This is a genomic window from Nonomuraea sp. NPDC003804 (assembly GCF_040610675.1).
Classification (GTDB): domain Bacteria; phylum Actinomycetota; class Actinomycetes; order Streptosporangiales; family Streptosporangiaceae; genus Nonomuraea.
The window spans coordinates 77,310-97,186 of record NZ_JBEXMT010000016.1 but is presented as its reverse complement, the minus strand read 5'-3'; the positions used below and the strand labels follow the sequence as shown (position 1 = coordinate 97,186).

General features: G+C 72.1%; 21 protein-coding genes. 12 read left to right on the top strand and 9 right to left on the bottom strand.

The annotated features are described in order from the left end of the window. Positions 1-100 precede the first annotated feature (100 nt). Positions 101-1,276 carry a cytochrome P450 gene (locus ABZX22_RS22590; protein WP_354912249.1) on the bottom strand — a complete coding sequence of 392 codons (1,176 nt, stop codon included), beginning with the start codon at positions 1,274-1,276 and terminating at the stop codon, positions 101-103. Between the two features lie 59 nt (positions 1,277-1,335). Further along, positions 1,336-1,494 (bottom strand): hypothetical protein, encoded by a 159-nt coding sequence (locus ABZX22_RS22585; RefSeq protein ID WP_354912246.1) that lies wholly within the window; start codon positions 1,492-1,494, stop codon positions 1,336-1,338. A 158-nt stretch (positions 1,495-1,652) separates the two neighbouring features. Between ABZX22_RS22585 and ABZX22_RS22580 the strand changes: the two genes are divergently transcribed. After that, positions 1,653-2,888 carry a hypothetical protein gene (locus ABZX22_RS22580; protein ID WP_354912244.1) on the top strand — a complete coding sequence of 412 codons (1,236 nt, stop codon included), beginning with the start codon at positions 1,653-1,655 and terminating at the stop codon, positions 2,886-2,888. Further along, positions 2,885-3,589 (top strand): DUF2786 domain-containing protein, encoded by a 705-nt coding sequence (locus ABZX22_RS22575; RefSeq protein ID WP_354912241.1) that lies wholly within the window; start codon positions 2,885-2,887, stop codon positions 3,587-3,589. The genes ABZX22_RS22580 and ABZX22_RS22575 overlap by 4 nt, the downstream gene beginning before the upstream one ends. Before the next feature lie 104 nt (positions 3,590-3,693). Here the strand turns inward: ABZX22_RS22575 and pgm are convergent, their stop codons facing one another. Beyond that, on the bottom strand, positions 3,694-5,301 hold the full coding sequence (pgm, locus tag ABZX22_RS22570; RefSeq protein WP_354912239.1) for a phosphoglucomutase (alpha-D-glucose-1,6-bisphosphate-dependent): 1,608 nt from the start codon (positions 5,299-5,301) through the stop codon (positions 3,694-3,696). Positions 5,302-5,450: 149 nt separating this feature from the next. On the opposite strand from pgm, the gene ABZX22_RS22565 reads away from it, so the two are divergent. Genes ABZX22_RS22565 through ABZX22_RS22530 form a run of 8 tightly spaced genes read left to right on the top strand, consistent with a single transcriptional unit; the run spans position 5,451 to position 12,571 of the window. Further along, entirely contained in the window at positions 5,451-6,350 is a 900-nt protein-coding gene (locus ABZX22_RS22565; RefSeq protein ID WP_354912236.1) for an NrtA/SsuA/CpmA family ABC transporter substrate-binding protein, read from the top strand. Next, positions 6,347-7,171, top strand: coding sequence for an ABC transporter permease (locus ABZX22_RS22560; RefSeq protein ID WP_354912233.1), 825 nt, complete (start codon positions 6,347-6,349; stop codon positions 7,169-7,171). The genes ABZX22_RS22565 and ABZX22_RS22560 overlap by 4 nt, the downstream gene beginning before the upstream one ends. Next, positions 7,159-7,848, top strand: coding sequence for an ABC transporter ATP-binding protein (locus ABZX22_RS22555; protein WP_354912230.1), 690 nt, complete (start codon positions 7,159-7,161; stop codon positions 7,846-7,848). The genes ABZX22_RS22560 and ABZX22_RS22555 overlap by 13 nt, the downstream gene beginning before the upstream one ends. Next, positions 7,845-8,834 carry an ABC transporter substrate-binding protein gene (locus ABZX22_RS22550; protein ID WP_354912227.1) on the top strand — a complete coding sequence of 330 codons (990 nt, stop codon included), beginning with the start codon at positions 7,845-7,847 and terminating at the stop codon, positions 8,832-8,834. The genes ABZX22_RS22555 and ABZX22_RS22550 overlap by 4 nt, the downstream gene beginning before the upstream one ends. Beyond that, a complete protein-coding gene (locus ABZX22_RS22545; RefSeq protein WP_354912224.1) occupies positions 8,834-9,664 on the top strand; it encodes an LLM class flavin-dependent oxidoreductase in 831 nt (276 codons plus the stop codon). Before ABZX22_RS22550 ends, ABZX22_RS22545 begins: the two co-directional genes overlap by 1 nt. Then, the gene (locus ABZX22_RS22540; RefSeq protein ID WP_354912221.1) at positions 9,654-10,754 is read left to right on the top strand and encodes an LLM class flavin-dependent oxidoreductase; all 1,101 of its coding nucleotides are present in this window, start codon (positions 9,654-9,656) and stop codon (positions 10,752-10,754) included. The genes ABZX22_RS22545 and ABZX22_RS22540 overlap by 11 nt, the downstream gene beginning before the upstream one ends. Then, positions 10,754-11,632 carry an ABC transporter substrate-binding protein gene (locus tag ABZX22_RS22535; RefSeq protein WP_354912218.1) on the top strand — a complete coding sequence of 293 codons (879 nt, stop codon included), beginning with the start codon at positions 10,754-10,756 and terminating at the stop codon, positions 11,630-11,632. The genes ABZX22_RS22540 and ABZX22_RS22535 overlap by 1 nt, the downstream gene beginning before the upstream one ends. Before the next feature lie 45 nt (positions 11,633-11,677). Continuing rightward, positions 11,678-12,571 carry a TIGR03564 family F420-dependent LLM class oxidoreductase gene (locus tag ABZX22_RS22530; RefSeq protein ID WP_354912215.1) on the top strand — a complete coding sequence of 298 codons (894 nt, stop codon included), beginning with the start codon at positions 11,678-11,680 and terminating at the stop codon, positions 12,569-12,571. A gap of 103 nt (positions 12,572-12,674) precedes the next feature. On the opposite strand, the gene ABZX22_RS22525 is transcribed toward ABZX22_RS22530, so the two are convergent. From ABZX22_RS22525 to ABZX22_RS22500, 6 genes are all read right to left on the bottom strand, one after another. Next, positions 12,675-13,082, bottom strand: a complete 408-nt coding sequence (locus tag ABZX22_RS22525; protein WP_354912213.1) for a VOC family protein — start codon at positions 13,080-13,082, stop codon at positions 12,675-12,677. Then, on the bottom strand, positions 13,079-13,552 hold the full coding sequence (locus ABZX22_RS22520) for a helix-turn-helix transcriptional regulator (protein ID WP_354912210.1): 474 nt from the start codon (positions 13,550-13,552) through the stop codon (positions 13,079-13,081). Before ABZX22_RS22520 ends, ABZX22_RS22525 begins: the two co-directional genes overlap by 4 nt. Further along, positions 13,549-14,700 (bottom strand): 4-hydroxybenzoate 3-monooxygenase, encoded by a 1,152-nt coding sequence (locus ABZX22_RS22515; protein WP_354912207.1) that lies wholly within the window; start codon positions 14,698-14,700, stop codon positions 13,549-13,551. The genes ABZX22_RS22520 and ABZX22_RS22515 overlap by 4 nt, the downstream gene beginning before the upstream one ends. A 79-nt stretch (positions 14,701-14,779) precedes the next feature. Beyond that, on the bottom strand, positions 14,780-15,520 hold the full coding sequence (locus tag ABZX22_RS22510) for an IclR family transcriptional regulator (protein ID WP_354912204.1): 741 nt from the start codon (positions 15,518-15,520) through the stop codon (positions 14,780-14,782). Positions 15,521-15,529: 9 nt separating this feature from the next. Continuing rightward, positions 15,530-16,165 carry a 3-oxoacid CoA-transferase subunit B gene (locus tag ABZX22_RS22505; protein ID WP_354912201.1) on the bottom strand — a complete coding sequence of 212 codons (636 nt, stop codon included), beginning with the start codon at positions 16,163-16,165 and terminating at the stop codon, positions 15,530-15,532. Further along, positions 16,165-16,917, bottom strand: a complete 753-nt coding sequence (locus ABZX22_RS22500) for a CoA transferase subunit A (protein ID WP_354912198.1) — start codon at positions 16,915-16,917, stop codon at positions 16,165-16,167. The genes ABZX22_RS22505 and ABZX22_RS22500 overlap by 1 nt, the downstream gene beginning before the upstream one ends. A 267-nt stretch (positions 16,918-17,184) precedes the next feature. Here ABZX22_RS22500 and ABZX22_RS22495 point away from each other — a divergent pair, with 267 nt between their 5' ends. Both ABZX22_RS22495 and thrS read left to right on the top strand, forming a co-directional pair. Beyond that, a complete protein-coding gene (locus ABZX22_RS22495; RefSeq protein WP_354912195.1) occupies positions 17,185-17,781 on the top strand; it encodes a glycoside hydrolase family 25 protein in 597 nt (198 codons plus the stop codon). Between the two features lie 43 nt (positions 17,782-17,824). After that, positions 17,825-19,795 (top strand): threonine--tRNA ligase, encoded by a 1,971-nt coding sequence (thrS, locus tag ABZX22_RS22490; RefSeq protein WP_354912192.1) that lies wholly within the window; start codon positions 17,825-17,827, stop codon positions 19,793-19,795. Positions 19,796-19,877 lie beyond the last annotated feature (82 nt).

Below are 19,877 nucleotides of genomic sequence, written 5' to 3'. Positions count from 1 at the left end.
CGTGAGTCGCCAGGACGAGGAGCCCGCGGAGGAGCGCCTGACGAGGAACTGGCCGGTGCGGTCGGGCGCGGCGACCACACCGGCCGGAGACCGGCCGCGCTCAGAAGGCGACGGGCAGCCGCTTCAGCCCGTAGACGATGGCCATTTCCCTGAAGGGCACGTCGTCGTACGGCACCGCGAGCCGCAGCTCAGGGAAGCGACGCAGCAGCGCCGGGTAGGCGATGCGCATCTCCATCTGCGCCAGCGGGGCGCCGATGCAGCGGTGGATGCCGTGCCCGAAGGCCAGGTGGGAGGGCGCCTCCCGCATCGGCTTGACGGTGTCGATGTCGGCGCCGAGCGCCGGGTCGCGGTTGGCCGCGGCCAGCGAGCACAGCACCATCTCGCCCTTGGCGATCGGCTGCCCGGCCAGCTCCAGGTCCTCGCGGGCGAAGCGGGGGAAGGCGACCTGGACCACGCTCATGTACCGCAGCAGCTCCTCCACCACCCTGGTGACGTGCTCGCCGCCCTCGCGCACCCTGGCCAGCTCGTCGGGGTTCTGCAGCAGCCACAGCGTGCCCAGCGCGAGCATGCTGGTGCTGGTGTCGTGCCCGCCGGTCAGCAGGCCGTCGGCGAACCCCGCCAGCTCCCTGTCGGAGATCTCGTCGCCGTGGTCGCGCACCAGCTGCCCGAGCAGCCCGTCACCGGGGTTCTTGCGTTCCCTCTTGGCCAGCTCGGTGAGGAAGGCCACCGACTCGTTGACCGCCGCGAGCGAGGCCTCCGGGCCCGCGGAGAAGTCGAACCGGTCCGTGCTCAGGCGCAGGAAGTCGGACCGCTCCTCGTACGGCACGCCGAGCAGCTCGCACACCACCAGCGACGGGATCGGCAGCGCGAACTCCTCCACCAGGTCCACGGGCGAGCCCTTGCGTTCCATGGTGTCGAGGCAGCCGGTCACGATCTCCTCGATCCGCGGCTCCAGGCGGCGCAGGCGGCGCATCGTGAATTCGGGCGTCAGGTAGCGGCGCAGCCTGGTGTGCTCGGGCGGGTCGCGGAAGCCGAGACCGCCGGGGTCCTCCTGGGTGGCCCCCATGCCGATCACGTTGCCGAAGTCGTTGCTGAACTTTCCCGCGTCGCCCAGGACGGCCTTCACGTCCTCGTAGCGGGTGACCAGCCACACGGTCTGCCCGCCGGGGATCCGCATGGGGTAGGCGGCTTGCTCCGTGCGGATGCGGGCCAGCTCGGCGACCGGATCGAAACCTTCGCGCATGAACTGCACGAGCGGGAACTCATTATCAGACACGTGTGACAGCGTAGGGGGGCAGGTCGTCGGTTATGTGATCCCCTGGTAGGAATTGCGGCTCATCCCGGGGGCGGAAGATCGGTCGGCCGCTCGTAGCCCTCGTCCCCGCCGTACACCTCCTGGTCCGGGTCCTGCTCCGGCTGGTTGGCCGGGTCGCTGGGCGAGGGGCTGTGCTCGTCGGCGAAGTCCGGCTCGTCTTCTGGTTCGAGGTTCGACATGCCCGCTCCCTACCCCCGGGCGAGGGCGGAAGTCCCGGCGTGGTGGTGAAACCGCCGGCCGCACACCCCAACACCTCGGTTTCGCATACAAGAAGCCGACATTCTGCGATGATCTCGTCGATATACAGTCGGACATCGAGACTGACGGAAAGTGACTGATGCCTCTCATCGAGCAAGCCGCCACTTTCGCGTCGGAGCACCCGGTCAGCGCGGCGCTGGTCTGCCTGCTGGCCCTGATCGCCCTGGCGCTCGCCTTCCTGGCCCTTCGCGTCGTCCTCCGGGTGGGGGCGCGCTTCTACCTTCAGGTGATAGCTCCCCGCCCGATCGAGGACATCCTCACCGTCGTCGCCGCCTCCATCGCCACGGGCGTGTCCGCCCAGGGCATGTGGCGCTTCTCCGGTGATGTGCTCGGCCTCGACGGGCCGCTCAGGCTGCTGCTGTTCGCCTTCATCGAGGTGGCGATCGTCACCTCGGCGGTGCGCGCCCGGCGCAACATGAGGGAGAACTTCTCGGCGGGCATCGACGGCATCGCCGTGTGGGCGCTGACCTGCCTGACCGCGGTGCTGTCCAGCATGGACGCGCGCAGCCTTGCCGAGGCGGTCTTCCGCCTGGCCGCGCCGCTGGTGGCCGCGTGGCTGTGGGAGCGCGGCATGGCCATCGAACGGCACCGCATCCGCGGCACCGGCCGCATCAACTGGCGCTTCACGCCGGAGCGGGTGCTGGTGCGCATGGGGCTGGCCGAGGTGTCCGACCGTACGGCCAGCGAGGTCGACGCCCACCGCAGGCTCACCCGCGTCGCGCTGGCCGCCAAGAAGGCCCGCAGCCTGCGCGAGCAGGGCGCCTCCGAGCGCAAGCTGCGCGTGGCGATGGCCCGCCTCGACCGGGCGATGGACCAGGCGGTCGAGCACACCGGGCTGGCCGTCGACCCGGCCCGCCAGGAGGCGCTGCTGCAGCAGATCGCCGCCCTCTACAACACCGCCAAGCTCATCGACGCCGACCCCCGCGTGCCGTGGGCCGCCGAGACCGACCACCAGCCGGTGCCCGCCAGGCCCGCGCTGCCCCCGGCGCTGGCCCGCCTGGTGGAGGACGAGGACGAGGACGTCGCGGTCCTCGACACCACCCCGCAGGTCATGGACACCGCCCAGCGCGCCGCCCTGATGCGGGCCGCCCGCGAGTACTGGGACCGGCAGATCGCCAAGCGGATCGTGCCGCGCACGGTCGACATCGCCCAGGAGATCGGCATCTCGCTGGCGACCGCCAGGGAGTACCGGGCGCTGTGGAAGCTCGAACCGCAGGCGCACGCGCTGATCGAGGCCCTCTACCACGAGCACGGCATCGTGGACACCGGCACCTTCCCCGTCATCGCGCAGGAGGACCGTATCCTCGCCGGGTGAGCGATCCCGCGATGAGCCGTACCCTCGACCGGGTGCGGAAGCTGCTGGCCAAGGCCGAGGGCACCGACAACGAGCACGAGCGCGAGACGTTCATGGCCGCGGCGACGGCGTTGATGGCCAAGTACGGCATCGAGCGGGCGGCCCCGTCGGCGCCCTCGTCGGCCCGCGGCGTGCCCGCCGGCCGGGTCGTCACGCTCGGCGACCCGTGGGCGCGGGAGAAGGCCAGGCTGGTGTACCTGGTGTCGGAGGCGGTGCGCTGCCGTCCGGTGCTGATCGGCAAGGGGGACGGCGGGCAGCGGGTGCACGTGTTCGGGTTCGCGTCGGACCTGGAGCGGGCCGACCTGCTGGCCACTTCGTTGCTGCTGCAGATGGCCTCGGGGCTGGCCAGGGTGCCGGTGCCGGCCGACCGGGTGCGGGCCTACCGGCGCTCGTGGATGCTGGGGTTCACCGACGAGGTGTACCGGCTGCTGGTGGCGGCCGAGTCGCGGGCGGCCGCGTCCGGCGCGCCGGGCACCGAGCTGGTGCTGGCCGATCGCGGGGCCGAGGTGGAGCGGGCGGTGGCGGAGGTGTACCCGCGCATCAGGCGCAGCGTGCCGCGGATGAGCGGTACCGGCTACCGCGACGGGGTGGCCGCGGGGCGTCGCGCCGACCTGGCCCGCACCGCCGTACAGCCGGAGCCGGCGGTCCCGCTGGACCGGTGACGGGAGTCGGCGGTCCCGCTGGACCGGTGACCGGTGACCGGTGACCGGAGCCGGCGTGAGGCGCGGGGCGGGCGGGCCGGCCGGCGCGCCGACGCGGCCGGCGGTCAGCCGAGCGCGGCCGAGACGACCGCGCGGGCCTCCTCCTGCACCCGGGCCAGGTGCTCGGGTCCCTTGAACGACTCCGCGTAGATCTTGTAGACGTCCTCGGTGCCCGAGGGCCTGGCCGCGAACCAGGCGTTCTCGGTGGTCACCTTCACCCCGCCCAGCGGCGCCCCGTTGCCCGGCGCGTTGGTCAGCACCCCGGTGATCGGCTCGCCGGCCAGCGTGCCGGCGGTGATCTGCGACGCCGACAGCTTGGCCAGCACCGCCTTCTCCTCGCGGGTCGCCGGGGCGTCCACCCGCGCGTAGGCGGGCGAGCCGAACCGCGACGTCAGCGAGGAGTAGTGCTCGCTCGGCGACGACCCGGTCACCGCGAGGATCTCCGAGGCCAGCAGCGCCAGGATGATCCCGTCCTTGTCGGTGCTCCACGGCGACCCGTCGCGCCGCAGGAACGAGGCCCCGGCGCTCTCCTCGCCGCCGAACCCGAGCGAGCCGTCCAGCAGTCCGGCGACGAACCACTTGAACCCGACCGGCACCTCGTACAGCTTGCGCCCGACGGACGCCGCCACCCTGTCGATCATGCTGCTGCTGACGAGGGTCTTGCCGACGCCCGCGTCGCCCGGCCACGAGGGACGGTGACCGTACAGGTAGGAGATGGCCACGGCCAGGTAGTGGTTGGGGTTGAGCAGGCCGGCGTCGGGGGTGACGACGCCGTGCCGGTCGGCGTCGGCGTCGTTGCCCGTGGCGATGTCGTAGGTGGAGCGGTTGGCGATCAGCGACGCCATGGCGTGCGGGGAGGAGCAGTCCATGCGGATCTTGCCGTCCCAGTCGAGCGTCATGAACCGCCACGTCGGGTCGGTGAGCGGGTTGACGACCGTGAGGTCGAGGCCGTGCCTGGCGGCGATCTCGCCCCAGTAGGCCACGCTCGCCCCGCCGAGCGGGTCGGCGCCGATGCGCACGCCGGCCGACCTGATCGCGTCGACGTCGATCACGCTGGGCAGGTCGTCGACGTAGGCGCCGAGGAAGTCGTAGCGCTCGCCGAGCGCGGGGGAGTACGGCACCCGCCGTACTTCCTTCAGACCGCCTGCGATGAGCGCGTTGGCGCGGTCCTGGATCCAGGAGGTGGCGTCGGTGTCGGCCGGCCCGCCGTTCGGCGGGTTGTACTTGAACCCGCCGTCGCGCGGCGGGTTGTGCGACGGGGTGACCACGACGCCGTCGGAGCCCGGATGGGTCAGGATCGCGTGGGAGACGGCGGGGGTGGGCGTGTAGCCGTCGCGGCTGTCGACGAGCACGGTCACGTCGTTGGCGGCGAACACCTCCAGCGCCGAGACCTTGGCCGGCTCCGACAGCGCGTGGGTGTCGGCGCCGAGGAACAGCGGCCCGGTGATGCCCTGCGCGGCACGGTACTCCACGATCGCCTGGCTGGTCGCCAGGATGTGGTCCTCGTTGAAGGCGGTGTCCAGGGACGAGCCCCGGTGACCCGAGGTGCCGAACGCCACGCGCTGCGACACCTCGGCGGGGTCGGGGTGCAGCGTGTAGTACGCGGTCACCAGGCGGGCCACGTCGACCAGGTCGGATGGCCGGGCGGGCTGTCCGGCGCGCTCATGCGTCATGAGATCCACCCTACAGACCAGGCTTGACGCAGACTAAACCTACCTGAATTATAGGGAATATGAGTCCTCGTCTGGCGAGCCTCGCGGTCGCGACGCTCCTCGCTGTGTCCGCCTGTGCCTCCCCCGCCGCGAAAGCGCAGGAGGGAGCCGTGCTCAAGCTGAAGGACCCGGGCAACGCCGGCCCGCTGGCCTACGCCAAGAAGCACGGGATCCTGGAGAAGCGCCTGGCCGCCGTCGGCGCCACGGTCGAGTGGGGCGGCACCTACGCCTCCTTCACCGCCACCGTCGACGCCGTCCGCTCCGGCTCGGTCAACGTCCTGGAAGGCGCGATCTCACCCGCCCTCGGCTACCTCGCCAACGGCAAGGACATCAAGATCTTCTCGATCACCGACCGGGTCACCGACCCCGCCGCGCCGAAGACGGACGGCCTCGTGGTGCCCGCCGGCAGCCCGGTCAAGGACGTCAAGGAGCTCGCCGGCAGGAAGGTCGCGGTCAACAAGGGCGGGCGGGGGGAGTACCTGCTGCTGCTCGCGCTGGAGCGGGCGGGCCTGCGCCCCGAGCAGGTGACCCGCGTCTACCTCAACCCCGACCAGGCCGCCTCCGCCTTCGCCACCGGCAAGGTCGACGCCTGGTGGGCGATCGTGCGCGCCTACCCGGAGGTCGTGGCCAAGGGCGCCAAGGTGCTGGTGCACAGCGATGACCTGCCCGACCAGGACCTGTCCATCCAGGCCGCGCGGGTGGAGCTGCTCCAGCGGCACCCCGAGGCGGTGCGGGTCTATCTCGACGTGGTGCGCGAGCTGACCACACAGGCCCAGACGGAGCCGGAGAGGTTCCAGAACGTCTTCCTCGCCCAGGGCCCCACCGCCCTGTCCGGCGCGCGCCTGCAGGAGGAGCTGGCCAAGGCCAGGTACGCCCTCCCGCCGCGCCCGGCCACCGCCGCCGACGGCGCCTACGTCAAGGACGTGGCGGCCGTCTTCCACAAGTACGGCGTGCTGCCCGCCGCGCCGAACCCGGCCGACGTCATCTTCGAGCGGAAGGCGAGCCGATGACGACCACGCTGACCGGCGCCGAACCGGTCACGGCGCTGGAGGAGCCGCGCTTCCTCGGCACGAGGCGGCGCCCGCCTGCCCTCGGCGCGGCCGTCAGGGGGTCGGTGCCGCTGCTCCTGCTGGCCGCCTGGTGGTACGGCTCGGCCGGCGGCGCCATCCCCTCCGACGTGCTGGCGGCTCCCGAGCAGGTCGCCGGCGCGCTCGGCGAGCTGGCGGGAACCGGCCAGCTGGGCGACTACCTGCTCGCCTCGGCCCGCCGAGCAGGTCTCGGGGTCCTGCTCGGCGGCGGGCTCGGCCTGCTCCTCGGCGTGGTCGCGGGACTGTCCGCGCTCGGCGAGGAGCTGGTCGACCCCACCATGCAGATGAAGCGCGCCGTGCCCTTCCTCGCGCTGGTGCCGCTGTTCATCTCCTGGTTCGGGGTGGAGGAGACGTTCAAGGTCGTCCTCATCGCCGTGGCGGCGGCCGGCCCCATGTACGCCTACACCTACCTCGGCGTGCGCGGCGTCGACCGCAAGCTGGTCGAGGCGGCCAGGGGCTTCGGCCTGAAGGGACCGGCGCTGGCCCTCGGCGTGATCGTCCCGACCGCCCTGCCGAACATCCTCATGGCCCTGCGCGTGTCGCTGTCGGTCGCGCTCACCGGCCTCATCGCGGCCGAGCAGATCGGCGCCACCGAGGGCATCGGCTACCTCGTCACGCTCTCCCAGCAGTACTACCGCAACGACTACATGATCCTCTGCGTGGTGATCTACGCGGTGCTCGGGCTGGCCATCGACCTGGCCGTCCGCGGCGTCGAGAGGGTGAGCATGCCGTGGCCGCGGTGATCGTCAAGGAGCTCGGCAAGTCCTTCGGCGGCAGGACCGTCCTGAAGGACGTCAGCCTGGAGCTCGCGCGCGGGGAGTTCTTCGCCCTGCTCGGCCCGAGCGGCACGGGCAAGACGACGCTCCTGCGCGTCCTGGCGGGGTTGGAGCGGCCCGACGCGGGCACGGTGCTGGCGCCGCGCCGCCGTACGACGGTCTACCAGGAGCCCAGGCTGGTGCAGGCGCGCAGGGTGCTGGCCAACGTCACGCTGGGGCTGCCGCGCTCGGCCCGCGAGGCGGGCCTGGCGGCGCTGGCGGAGGTGGGCCTGGCCGGGCACGCCGACGCGTGGCCCGCCACCCTGTCCGGCGGGGAGGCCCAGCGGGTCGCCCTGGCCAGAGCCCTGGTCAGGGAGCCGGAGCTGCTCCTGCTCGACGAGCCGTTCGCCGCCCTCGACGCGCTCACCCGGCTGCAGATGCAGGACCTCGTCGCCGAGCTGTGCGCCCGCCACCGGCCCGCCGTCGTGCTGGTCACCCACGACGTGGACGAGGCGGTACGGCTGGCCGACCGCGTCGCCGTCCTGCGCGACGGCGAGCTGGCCGTCGACCGCCGCATCGACCTGCCCCACCCGCGAGAGCGCGACGACCCCCGCTTCCTCGCCCATCGCGGCCTGTTCCTCTCCCACCTTGGAGTGCACGCATGAAGATCTGGTACACCCGCTGCCCGGTGCCGACGGCCTCCGGCCTGGCACACAACCTGGGCTGGCTGGAGCAGGAGCTCGGCGAGATCGGCATTGTGCAGGACGCCCCGCCCGAGATCGCCAGGCACCACTTCGACCACGACCTGCTCGGCCTGTTCCGCGAGGGCGGGAACGTTCCCGCGCTGGCCGCCCGCGCGGAGGGCGCCCGCACCCGGCTGATCGGCCTGACCTGGATCGAGGAGTGGCAGTCGATCCTGGTCCGGCCCGGGTCGGGGATCGAGGACGCGGCCGGCTTGCGCGGCGCCCGCTTCGCGCTGCCCGTGTGGGCCGCCACCAGGGCCGAGAGCTTTCCCCGCGCGATGGCGCTGCACGGCGCCAAGGGCGCCCTGTCGCAGGCGGGTTTGACGCTCGACGACGTGACGTTCGTGGACGTGGAGATCGCCGGGCCCGGCGTCGGGCGCGGGGCGGGCACTGGCCCGTGGTCATGGCCGGGCATCGAGGAGCTGGCCAGGGGCGAGGTGGACGCGGTGTACGTCAAGGGCGCCCGCGCCGCCGAGCAGGCCGCCGGGATCGGCGCGGTCGTGGCCGTGGACCTGGACGCCCACCCCGATCCGCGCACCCGCGTCAACAACGGCACGCCCAGGCCCATCACCGTGCACGAGGACCTGCTGGCCGAGCGCCCCGAGGTCGTCACCGGGTTCCTGGTGCAGACGCTGCGCGCCGCCGAGTGGGCGGCCACCAGCCTGGAGGAGGTGCGCGCCATCCTCGGCAGGGAGACCCGGTCGGGCCCGAGCGGCGTGACCACCGCCTACCGCGACGACTTCCACACCACGCTGCACCCCGACCTGTCGCCGGAGCGCCTGGACCTGCTGGGCGTGCAGAAGGACTTCCTGCGCCTGCACGGGTTCCTGGCCGCCGACGTGGACATCGACGCCTGGGCCGCCCACGAGCCGCTGGCCGCGGCGCACGAGATCCTGGCGGGTGCGTGATGGCCGAGTTCTTCATCACGCTGCCCAGCAAGGGCCAGCGGCGCGGCGGCGACCACCTGCTGCAGGTGGGCAGGGCGGCCGAGCTGGCCGGCTACACCGGCGCCTACGCGCCCTTCGACCCCGAGGGGGAGGAGTCACTGGTCATCGCCGCGGGGCTGCTCAGGCAGACCAGGTACCTGCGGCTGCTGGCCGGCTTCCATCCAGGCATCGCCACCCCCGTCTACGCCGCCAAGGTCGCCGCCTCCCTGCAGCGATTCTCCGGTGACAGGCTCGACTGGCGCATCGACGTCGACCTCGAACCGGCCGTGGCCAGGGCGCACGGCGACTTCACCGAGGGCGCCGACCGCTACGCCCGCGCCGAGGAGTTCCTGACCATCGCCAAGGGCGTCTGGCATCAGCGCGACTACACCCATGAGGGCCGCCACTACCAGGTGCTGTCCGGCGGCTTCGCGGCGCCGCTGTCGGGGCGGGCCTTCCCGCGCGTCCACCTGTCGGGCACCTCGCCCGAGGCCCTGGCCCTGTCGCTACGGCACGCCGACGTCCACGTGTTCGACCACGGCGACGACCTGTCCCTCACCGCCGAACTGCCGGGCCTCGCCTACGGCCTGCGCCTGGCCGTCCACGCGAGGGAGACCGAGAAGGAGGCCGCGCGCGACGGCTTCGACGGCCTCGCCGGCTCCTACGAGAGCATCGCCCGCCGGCTGCGGGACTACATCGACCAGGGCGTCGAGGTCTTCTACCTGGAGGCCACGCCGTACCTGGAGGAGACCTACCGTCTGGGCGAGCACCTGCTGCCGCTGCTGGCCAGGGAGGACGTTCATGCCGGTTGACATCTACTGGCGCATCGGCACCCACGGCGACCAGCCCTCGCTGCGCCGCCGCACGCCCACCAGGGGAGACTGGGCGCCGCTCGCGCCCGGCAACCTCGCTCCCGGGGTGCGCGACGACTACAGCTACCTCGAGCACATGGCCGACGTGGCGCGGGCCGGCGAGGGGGCGGGCTTCGCCGGCGGGCTGCTGCCGTCCTTCCCCAACACCGACGATCCGTGGGCGACGGCCGCGAGCCTGGGCCGCGAGACCTCCACCTACCGGTTCATGATCGCTTTTCAGCCGGGGTTCCTGCACCCGGTGCAGGCGGCGCGGATGACCGCGACGCTGCAGCGGGCCACCGGTGGCCGGGTCGTCTACAACGTGATCTCCGGTGGCGGCGGGCCCGACCAGCTGTGGTGGGGCGACAAGGTCGGCCACGACGACCGCTACGCGCGCACCTCGGAGTTCCTCGACGTCCTGCGCGGCGTGTGGGGCGGCGCCCCGTACTCCTTCGACGGGCGGTTCTACCGCGTCGAGGGCGCGCGGCTGCCCGAACCGCTGCGGGGCCAGCCGTTCCCCGAGATCTACTTCTCCGGCTCCTCGCCGGCGGCCATCGAGGCCGCGGGACGGCACGCCGACTACTACCTGTCGTGGCTGGAGCCGTTCCACGCCCTGGAGGAGAAGTTCGCCCGGGTGCGCGAGCGCAGCCTCACCCCGCCGAAGTTCGCCGTGCGGATCGACGTGCTGGCCCGCGAGAGCGAGCGGGAGGCGTGGGCGGAGATCGAGCAGGGCTGGGACAACATCGACCCCTCGGTGCTGCGCGGCGCCACCGGCGACTCGATCGGCTGGCAGCGCAGCCAGTCGTTCGTCACCGGCCCGGTCAGCGGCCACCGGGACCTGGAGGTCACGCCCAACGTGTGGGGCGGCTTCCACCTGCTGCGCGGCGGGCCCGCCTTCGGCCTGGTCGGCAGCTACGCGCAGGTCGCCGCGCGGCTCGACGAGCTGATCGCGCTCGGCGTCGGCGCCTTCATCCTGGCCGGCGTGCCTCACCTGGAAGAGGCCTACCGCGTCGGCGAGAACGTGCTCCCCCTCGTGAAAGGAATCTCCTGATGACCGTCCGTGTCGGCTACTTCCCTTCCAACAACTCCCTCTGGGTGCTGCGTCACCGCGGCATCCTGGAGCGGACCCTGCCCGAGGTCGAGTGGGTGGACCTGCGCGACCTGCCCGCGGGGGAGCGCCCCTCGCCGGCCGAGGGCCTGCCCTCCCTGCACGGCGACCACCTCTTCGACGGCGGCTACGACTTCATCGGCACCGGCTCGACGCCGCCGGTCACCGCCCAGGCCAAGGGGCACGACATCGTCTACGTGGGCATCTCGGGCTCGCGGCACGAGAACGGCCGCCTGGTGACCAGGGCCGACTCCGGCATCACCTCAGTCGCCGACCTCAAGGGCAGGAAGGTGGCGCTCGGGCACGGCTCGTGGCAGACGACGCTGCTGCTGTTCGCCCTGGACGAGGCCGGCCTGGCCTGGAACGACATCGTCCCCGTCGACGCGGGCGTCGACGCCGCCCGGCTGCTGCTCGACGGCGAGGTGGACGCCTGGGTCGGCTCCTACCCGGCGCTCAGCCGGGTCGAGGACCGGACCAGGACGCTCGTGCGGACCGACGGCCTGTTCAGCCACCGCTCGCTCTGGTTCACCCGCCGTGACTTCGCCACCGAGCGCCCGGACGCGATGAAGGCCATCGTCGCCGCGCTCCAGGAGTCCGACGACTGGATCACCCGCAACCACCGCGCCGCCGCCGAACTGTTCGCGGCCGACGACGGCGGCAGCGTCGACGACTGGGAGAACGCGCTGCGCAGGCGGCCGTTCGGGGTGGAGAAGGTCACGCCGGAGTTCGTCGCCGAGCAGCAGCGCGCCGCCGACCTGTTCCACGCCGCGGGCCTCATCGACAGGCGGATCCGCGTGACCGACGCGGTGATCGACATCTAGCGGGTTAGACTCGCCGCATCCAGAACAGAATGGAGTTCGGTTGCGATGCGAGTCGGACTGTTCCTCAACGAGCCCCAGGGCCAGGACCCCATCGCCGAGCTGCGGGAGTCGATGGCCCGAGCCGCGGACGACGGGTTCGCCTCCGCCTGGATGTCCAACATCTTCGGGCTCGACGCGATCACCGCGCTGGCCGTGGCGGGCAGCCAGGTGCCCGGCATCGAGCTCGGCACCGCGGTCGTGCCGACCTACCCGCGCCACCCGGCGGCGCTGGCCCAGCAGGCGCTGACGGCCAACGCCGCCCTCGGCGGCAGGCTCGCGCTCGGCATCGGCCTGTCGCACAGGATCGTCATCGAGGAGATGTTCGGCTACAGCTACGAGCGGCCCGCGCGGCACATGAAGGAGTACCTGGACATCCTGCTGCCGCTGACGCGCGGCGAGAAGGCACAGGTCAACGGCGAGACGCTGCGGGCGAACATCCGGCTCGGCGCCCCCGGCACCGGCCTGCCGGTGCTGATCGCCGCGCTCGCGCCCCGCATGCTGGAGCTGGCCGGCTCCATGACCGACGGCACCGTGCTCTGGATGACCGGCCCCAGGACGGTCGAGGAGCACGTCGTGCCCGCCATCACGCGGGCCGCCGAGCGCGCCGGCAGGCCCGCGCCCCGCGTGGTGTGCGCGCTGCCGGTCTGCGTCACCGACGACCCCGCCACGGCCAAGGCCCGTGCCGCCGAGGTCTTCTCGGTGTACGGCAGGCTGCCCTCCTACCGGGCGATGCTCGACAGGGAGGGCGCGGCGGGACCCGGCGACGTGGCGATCGTCGGGGACGAGGCCGAGGTGCGCGCCCAGATCGAGGCGCTCGGCCGGATCGGGGTCACCGACTTCGTGGCCGCCGAGTTCTCCGCGCGCGAGCGCACCAGGGAACTCCTCAAGAGCCTCCGCTGACCGGCCGGTCTGGCGGGCACGGCCCGGCGACCAGGGCCCGCTTCGGCCGCCACGACACGCCGCGACCCCGGCTCGGCGCCCTCACCGGAGAGGCCGGCCCGGGTCAGCGCCTGCGCTGGGTCAGGCTGAACCAGTTGCCCGAGTTGTCGCGGAAGAGAGCCTCGATCCCGTAGGGCCGGTCGGCCGGCTCCTGAACGAACTCGACCCCCTTGGCCGACAGCTCCTCGAAGGTCTTGTGGCAGTCGTCGGTGGTCAAGACGCCCGGCCCCATCGCCCCCTTGGCGATCACGGACCGCAGCTGGGCCGCTGTCTCCTCGTCGAAGTGCGGCGCGCCGATCGCCGACAGGACGATCGTGATGTCCTGCCGGTCCTTCGGCCCCACCGTCAGCCAGCGGTAGTCGCCGAGCGTGATGTCCTCGCGGACCACCAGCCCCAGCTTCTCGGTGTAGAAGGCCTTCGCCTCGTCCTGGTCGAGCACGTAGACACAGGTGTGGGAGAGCCCGTTGATCATGATGTTCCTCCTCCTCGGCGGTCCGGTCCGACGCTAGGGGAGGTCCCGCGGGGGCCGCTTCTCCCAGATTGCTCGAACGGCGGGCGGGTGCACATCAGCATGAAGCAGCCGGGGATCGGGGGAGGGCCGCCCTGCCGTACGGACTCCTCCCTGAAGGCGCTCGGCGAGCGGCCGACCATGGCCGTGAACCGGGAGCTGAACGAGCCGAGGCTGGAGAAGCCGACCAGGACGCAGATCTCGGTGACGTCGAGGTTGGTGGCGCGCAGCAGGTCCTTGGCCCGTTCGATGCGCCGCGAGGTCAGGTAGCGTGCCGGCGTCTCGCCGTAGGCCTGCTTGAAGGAGCGGGCGAAGTGGAAGCGGGAGCAGCCCGCGGCGCCGGCCAGCGCGTCGAGGTCGAGCGGCTCGGCGTAGCGTCGGTCGGCCAGGTCACGCGCGCGCCGCAGATGCGGCAGCAGGTCAGGGGCCGTCATGGGGGGAAGCCTACGTAGTTCTCCGCCAGCGTGGTGGCCGCCGCCCTGGAGGAGACCACGTACTCCAGGTGCGACAGTTGCAGCCGCCGGGCGAAGGCGTCGGCCGAGTGGTCGGTGTGCAGGAGCGTGGTCATCCAGTACGAGAAGTGCTCGGCCCGCCACACGCCCCTGAGCCTGGAGGCGGAGTAGCCGTCGAGCAGCGCGGTGGAGCCCTCCTCGTAGCGGGCGGCGATCGCCGCGGCCAGCGCCGTCACGTCGGAGACCGCCAGGTTGAGCCCCTTGGCGCCGGTCGGCGGCACGATGTGCGCGGCGTCACCGGCCAGGAAGAGCTTGTCGTGCCGCATCGGCTCGGTGACGAAGCTGCGCATCGGCGTGATCGCCTTCTCCCTGATCGGGCCGTCCTTGAGCGTCCAGCCGTCACGGGTGGCGAACCTGGTGCGCAGCTCGCTCCAGACGCGCTCGTCCGGCCAGGCGGCCACCTGCTCGTCGGGGGCGACCTGGAGGTAGAGGCGGCTGACCTGGGGCGAGCGCAGGCTGTGCAGGGCGAAACCGCGCTCGTGGTGGCAGTAGATGAGCTCCTCGGTCGAGGGCGCGACGTCGGCCAGCACGCCCAGCCAGGCGAACGGGTAGTCACGCTCGAACACCCGCGCGTCAGGCACGGCGGCGCGCGAGACCCCGTGGAAGCCGTCGCACCCGGCGATCAGGTCGCAATCGAGGGTCCTGAGCACGCCGTTCTCGCGGTAGGTGACGCGCGGCGTGGCCGGATCGACCGCCACGACCTCCGCCTCGAACCTGATCCGGCCCTCGGGCGACAGCGCGATGAGATCCTTCACGATCTCGGTCTGCGCGTAGATCGTGACCGCCTTGCCGCCGGTCAGCTCGCTCAGCGGGATCCGGTGGCCGGCCCCGTCGAAGCGCAGCTCCAGCCCGTGGTGGGTGAGCCCCTCGCGATCCAGCCGGGCGCCCGCCCCCGAGGCCCGCAGCACGTCGACCGTGCCCTGCTCCAGCATCCCGGCCCGCTGCCGGTGCTCGCAGTAGGCGCGGTCGCGGCTCTCGAGCACCACCGCGTCGATGCCGCTCCGTTCGAGCAGGCGGGACAGCACCAGTCCCGCCGGCCCCGCGCCGATGATCGCTACCTGGGTACGCATGCCCTGATCCTCATGGTCGGCCCCCCGTGCTCGTCCGCCGCTCTTCCGGTCAGCGGAACCTCCCTCACCGCCGCCCGTGTCAGTAGTGGCCGCTGACGTCGCGCGACAGCGCCTTGGCGCTGGTGACCAGCGTGGGCACGACCGCGCGCAGGTCGGCGCGCGGCCGGGTGACGATCGACAGGGCCGCGACCACCTCACCGTCCGCCCCGCGCACCGGAGCCGCCACCGAGCAGGTGCCCAGGGTCATCTCCTCGCGCGTCACCGCCACGCCGATCCTGCGCACCTCGGCCAGGGCGGCGCGCAGCCGGTCGGGATCGGTCACCGTGTGCCTGGTCAGCGCGGGTAGGCCGGCGGCGACGACCGCCTCGGTCACCTGGTCGGGCGCGAACGCCAGCAGCACCCTGCCCACCCCCGTGGCATGCAGCGGCAGCTCGCCGCCGACCCTGCTGACGGTCGGGACCGAGGCGGGGCCGCGCAGCCGTTCGAGATACAGCGCCTTCAGCCCGCGCCGCACGGCCAGCTGCACGTTGGCGTGCGTGATCTCGTACAGGTCCTCCATGTACGGCAGCGCCAGCTCCCGCAGGTCGGCCGCGGCCGCCGCCTGGGCGCCGATCCGCCACAGCCTGATGCCCACCCGGTAGGCGCCGTCGGGCAGCCGCTCGACGAAGCCGCCCCTGGCCAGCTCGCCCACCAGCCGGTGCCCGGTGGTCAGCGGCAGGCCCGCCCTGCGGCAGATCTCGGTCAGCGTCAGCCGTACGTCGCCGTGGGCGAAGGCGTCGAGGATCGCCATCACTTTTCCGGCGACGCTAACGGGCGGCATGACCGGATATTAACGCTCCGTCACAACCTCGGGCTCGGTGGCCGCCCGTACCTGCTCGACGCTCACCCCCGGCGCGGTCTCGACCAGCCTGAGCCCCTCGGGCGTCACGTCGAGCACGGCCAGGTCGGTGATGATCCGGTCGACGCACGCCGCCCCCGTGAGCGGCAGCGAGCACTCCTTGACGATCTTCGGGACGCCGTCGCGGGTCAGGTGCTCCATGACGACGATCACCCTGCGCGCGCCGTGGACCAGGTCCATCGCGCCGCCCATCCCCTTGATCATCTTGCCCGGCACCGACCAGTTGGCCAGGTCGCCCCGGGCCGACACCTGCATGGCGCCGAGCACCGCCACGTCGATGTGACCGCCGCGGATCATCCCGAACGACAGGGCGGAGTCGAAGAACGCCGCCCCCGGCAGCACGGTGACCGTCTCCTTGCCGGCGTTGATCAGGTCGGGGTCCACCTCGTCCTCGAGCGGGTAGGGCCCCACGCCCAGCACGCCGTTCTCCGAGTGGACCACGACGTTCACGCCGGGCGGGATGAAGGCGGGGATCATCGTCGGCAGCCCGATGCCGAGGTTGACGTAGGTGCCGTCGGCGAGCTCGGCCGCCGCTCTGGCCGCGATCTGCTCCCTTGACCAGGCCATCAGCCGCGCACCGTCCTCTTCTCCACGTGCTTGACCGCCGCCTGCTCGGGCGTCAGCACGACCACCTTCTGCACGAACACCCCCGGCAGGTGCACCTCGTCGGGGTCGAGCTCGCACAGCTCCTCCACCTCCGCGATCGTCACCCGGCCCGCCATCGCCGCCAGCGGGTTGAAGTTGCGCGCGCTCTTGTCGAAGACCAGATTGCCGTGCACATCCCCCTTCGCCGCCCTGACCAGCGCGAAATCCGTCCTGATCGACTCCTCCAGCACGTACGGCACGCCGCCGAACTCCCGCACCTCCTTGGCCGGCGAGGTCACGGCCACGCTCCCGTCGGCGGCGTAGCGCCACGGCAGCCCGCCCTCGGCCACCAGCGTGCCGACCCCCGCGGGCGTGTAGAAGGCGGGGATCCCGCTGCCGCCCGCCCTGAGCCGCTCGGCCAGCGTGCCCTGCGGCACGAGCTCCACCTCGATCTCGCCGCCCAGATAGCGCCTGGCCAGCTCCCTGTTCTCGCCGATGTAGGAGCCCGTCGCCCGCGCGATCCGGCCCGCCGCCAGCAGCACCCCGAGCCCGCGCCCGTCGAGGCCGCAGTTGTTCGACACCACGTGCAGCCCGCTCGCGCCCTGCTCGTGCAGCGCCGCGATCAGCACCGCCGGCACGCCGCACAGCCCGAACCCGCCCACGGCCAGCGACGCGCCGTCACCGATGCCGGCGACCGCCTCGGCCGCCGACCCGACCACCTTCCCGACACTCATAGCGCTCACCGTTCCAGCCGGCACCGACGACACCACAGTGTCCTTCCGCAGAGCGGAAGCGGAACTCCCCGGCTTCGCCGGTTGGCGTCCGTTCAAACGGAACGGTCACGCGCAGTGAGCGAAACCCGGAGGGGTGTGACGGACCGTGCGGGCCCGTTCGACCGAAGCGGTTGCCCCCATGGGGCTGGAACTGTTCAATGACCTGCAGGCGGCGCGGTGGGAAGCCGGCCCCGGCCCGCCTTCGTAGACTCCGGCAGGGTGAAGCGCGTGCTGCACGGCATAGACGTGTCCGACTGGCAGGAAACGGTCGACTGGGCCGCTCACGCCGGCAGCGGCGTCGCCTTCGCCTTCGCCAGGGCGAGCGAGGGTGCCACCGGGCTCGACACGTCGTTCGACCGCAACTGGCGGCTCATGCGCGAGCACCGGCTGGTGTGCGGCGCCTACCACGTGGCCAGGCCCCAGGACGACCCGGTCGAGCAGGCCGGCCACTTCCTGCGCACCGTCGAGCGGGCCGGCGGGCTGCACGAGGGCGACCTGCTGGCCCTCGACCTGGAGTCGGCCGACGGGCTGCCGCCCGAGCGGGTGGCCAGGTTCGCCCGGCGCTGGTGCCGCCAGATCGACAAGCAGGTGGGCCTGCGGCCCCTCATCCACACCTTCCAGTGGTTCGCCGACCAGGGCAACTGCGCCGGCCTGGGCGACCATCCCCTCTGGATCGCCGCGCCGGGGAAGGCGATGGGGGAGCCCGTCGTGCCCCGGCCGTGGCGTGAGTGGGCCATCCACCAGTACGCCAACGTCCCCGTGGACCGCGACGTCTTCCACGGCAGCCGCCAGGACCTGACCAGGCTGGGGTATCACCCGCGATAGCATCGGTGTTCACCGTCGAAACCGTGCTATTCAAGGAGTCACCGTGTCAGCCGAGCTGCATATCACCCTCGCCGGAGCCGAGCGTGTGGTCGCGGCCGGCACGACGTACGGCGAGGCGCTCGAGGCCGACGGCCGCACCGTCATCGCCGCCCGCGTCGGCGGCGAGCTTCGCGACCTGGCCGCACCCGTCCGTGACGGCGACGTGATCGAGCCGGTCCAGATCGGCAGCGACGACGGCCGCGCCATCCTGCGCCACTCCACCGCCCACGTCATGGCGCAGGCGGTGCAGGAGCTGTTCCCCGAGGCCAGGCTGGGCATCGGCCCGCCGGTCGAGAACGGCTTCTACTACGACTTCGACGTCGAGCAGGCCTTCCACCCCGACGACCTCAAGCGCATCGAGAAGCGGATGCGCGAGATCGTCAAGCAGGGGCAGTTGTTCGCGCGGCGCGAGGTGTCCGACGACGCCGCGCGCGCCGAGCTGGCGGCCGAGCCGTACAAGCTGGAGCTGATCGGGCTCAAGGGCGGCGCCGCGGCCGCCGAGGACGGCGCCGGCGTCGAGGTCGGCGAGGGCCAGCTGAGCATCTACGACAACCTCGACCCCAAGACCGGCGAGCTGTGCTGGAAGGACCTGTGCAGGGGTCCGCACCTGCCCTCGACCAGGGTCATCCCGGCCTTCAAGCTGATGCGCTCGGGCGGCGCCTACTGGCGGGGCAGCGAGAAGAACCCGCAGCTGCAGCGCATCTACGGCACCGCGTGGGAGAGCCGCGAGAAGCAGGAGGAGTACCTCCACCTGCTGGAGGAGGCCGAGAAGCGCGACCACCGCAAGCTGGGCGCCGAGCTCGACCTGTTCTCCTTCCCCGAAGAGCTCGGCTCGGGCCTGCCGGTCTTCCACCCCAAGGGCGGCATCATCCGCAGGGAGATGGAGACCTACTCCAGGCGCAGGCACGAGGAGGCGGGCTACTCCTTCGTCAACTCCCCGCACATCACCAAGGGCCACCTGTACGAGGTCTCCGGTCACCTCGACTGGTACCGCGACGGCATGTTCCCGCCCATGGAGGTCGAGGGCGCCGACTACTACCTCAAGCCGATGAACTGCCCCATGCACAACCTGATCTTCGGGGCGCGCGGCAGGTCCTACCGCGAGCTGCCGCTGCGGCTGTTCGAGTTCGGCACCGTCTACCGCTACGAGAAGTCGGGCGTGGTCCACGGCCTGACCAGGGTGCGCGGCCTCACCCAGGACGACGCCCACATCTACTGCACCCGCGAGCAGATGAAGGACGAGCTGGCCTCGGCGCTGCGCTTCACGCTGAGCCTGCTGCGCGACTACGGCCTCGAGGACTTCTACCTCGAGCTGTCGACCAAGGACCCGGACAAGTTCGTCGGCTCCGACGAGGTGTGGGAGGAGGCGACCCGCACGCTGCGCGAGGTCGCCGAGGGCGAGAAGCTCGAGCTGGTGCTCGACCCCGGCGGCGCCGCCTTCTACGGCCCGAAGATCTCCGTGCAGGCCCGTGACGCGATCGGCCGCTCGTGGCAGATGTCGACCATCCAGCTCGACTTCAACCTGCCCGAGCGCTTCCAGCTGGAGTACCAGGCGGCCGACGGCAGCCGCCAGCGGCCCGTCATGATCCACCGGGCGCTGTTCGGCTCCATCGAGCGCTTCTTCGGCGTGCTGGTCGAGCACTACGCCGGCGCCTTCCCGCCCTGGATGGCCCCGGTGCAGGTGGTCGGCATCCCGATCGCCGACGCCCACGCCCCCTACCTGCTCGACGTCGCCAAGAGGCTGCGCGAGCGGGGGATCAGGGTGGAGGTCGACACCGCCGACGACCGCATGCAGAAGAAGATCCGCAACGCGCAGAAGGCGAAGGTGCCCTTCATGCTGCTGGCCGGCGACGACGACATCGCCAACGGCGCGGTGTCCTTCCGCTACCGCAACGGCGAGCAGAAGAACGGCGTCCCGATCGACGAGGCCGTCGCCGAGATCGTCAACGCCGTGGAGCGCCGCGTCCAGGTCTGAGCCGTCCAGGTCTGAGTAGGGGTCTACTCATGCACGGCCGCCCGCGCCGGGGGACCCTCCTCGGGAAGCGATTCCTGGGGAG